This is a genomic window from bacterium (assembly GCA_037131655.1).
Classification (GTDB): domain Bacteria; phylum Armatimonadota; class Fimbriimonadia; order Fimbriimonadales; family JBAXQP01; genus JBAXQP01.
Genome location: JBAXQP010000471.1, coordinates 1 through 1,597, shown reverse-complemented (window position 1 = coordinate 1,597; position 1,597 = coordinate 1). Strand labels below are relative to the sequence as shown.

The window sequence follows — 1,597 nt, the reverse complement described above, 5'->3', positions numbered from 1 at the left end:
ATAGTACCATGTTAAATTACAGTGATTGTAATGTTTATTTCTTTACGCCTCCTAAATGGAACTACATAGCCTTTAGCAACGCTATTTCGCAAACCAATCGTTTCCCCATCTCCCATGCTTCCAAATGTTTTCTTACACATCCAGATACTGCCAAATTGCTTACTATGAACCGCTTTGCGAAACGCCGTCTAATCTAGAGACGTGCAAAGTGTGTTTGCAGAGAGAACAAACCACATATCGCATTATCAACCTAATATCACAATGCAATCAAAATCATTGAATTTTCTAAAGCCCCACGCCGTTTTCACTGCATCAACCATAGTGTTTTCGATTGTCTTCAGCTTGACTAGTGACGTAACCAGCCAACAGGAGGCAACGCCCCTTTCACCTGTTGAGCAGAAACAATACGAGCAGATTCAAGACCGCCTCAAAAAACACGATGAATTGCTGAGATTTTCTCGGCATGAGCTCTATTCTTCAAAAGATGAGAAGAAACGAGAGTGCGATGAGAGCACTGCCAATATCCTCCGCCCTTTTTACGACAGTCGTCAGATACCTCAACTTGTCGCAACCGGCGGAATCGAAGCCGTAAAAAATATAGTGGCAGGTCTCTTGAAGAATGAAGATCCAATCATTCGCGGGCATGGCGCGTTGGTGCTGGCAATTCTCGGGGACTTGGGGCACAAGCAGGATATTGCTAAACTGATAGTAAATATGAGGGATCCGCCTCCCAAAGGATTTGATATGCATTCCTATTATTATGATCGGGGCCATGCTGCAATAGCGCTGGGAATTATGCGCGCCCATGAATATGCTCCGCGCTTGGCAGAAATCCTTCAAGACCCGCGCAGTTCAATTAGGGCAGATGCTGCCCTAGGACTCGGATTTATGGGGGCCAAGGATTATGCTAATAATATAGCTAAGCTTCTGTCTGATAGCAATAGAGATGACGTTTGCCGAGCAGCGATGATGGCATTAGTTGAACTTGATGCAACTGAATACGCGAAAGAGATCGCAGATATGCTCAGATCGGAAGGGGATATAAATATCCCTGAAATGGCATTCGACTCCCTAGTAAGGCTAAACGCCCAAAATCAATCTAAAGCTTTGGCAGCGATGCTTGATCACGAATATTTCAAGGGGAAGGCTGCCAAAACGCTGGCCTTGCTTGAAGCCAAGGACTATAAGAAGGAAATTGCAATGCTGATAAATGACCAAAGCCCTAGTGTTAAATGTGATGCACTTATCGCCCTCGGTATTCTAGACGCCAGGGAATACGTGAAGAATGTGGCTGAACATTTGCACGACCCAGCAGACTATGTTCGCCCTTTCGCCGCAGTTGCTCTTCTCCTCATGGAGAATAAGAAACCGTCACGGGATTATGCCGATGAAATACGCATGATATTGACGAACGAATCTCTGATGCCGGCTGATGGCCCGGGCACGGTGGAATACTTCGAGCGGTTTGTTTGCTTGCGGCCACCTGTTACGCTTCGGGAGAAGCAACTAGGATTACGTGCGGCGGAAGTATGGAGAGGCATTAACCAGCCTGACGATCCTGATAGAGGAGATCGGCGCGAAAAGTGAAAATGAACCC

At 46.3% G+C, this 1,597-nt stretch carries 2 protein-coding genes; both read left to right on the top strand.

What is annotated here, in order from left to right; translation table 11 throughout:
* Positions 1 to 197 (top strand): hypothetical protein (locus tag WCO51_13725; protein ID MEI6514313.1); only part of this gene is annotated, 197 nt, incomplete at its 5' end.
* Between the two features lie 79 nt (positions 198 to 276).
* On the top strand, positions 277 to 1,587 hold the full coding sequence (locus WCO51_13720; GenBank protein MEI6514312.1) for a HEAT repeat domain-containing protein: 1,311 nt from the start codon (positions 277 to 279) through the stop codon (positions 1,585 to 1,587).
* Positions 1,588 to 1,597: the final 10 nt, after the last annotated feature.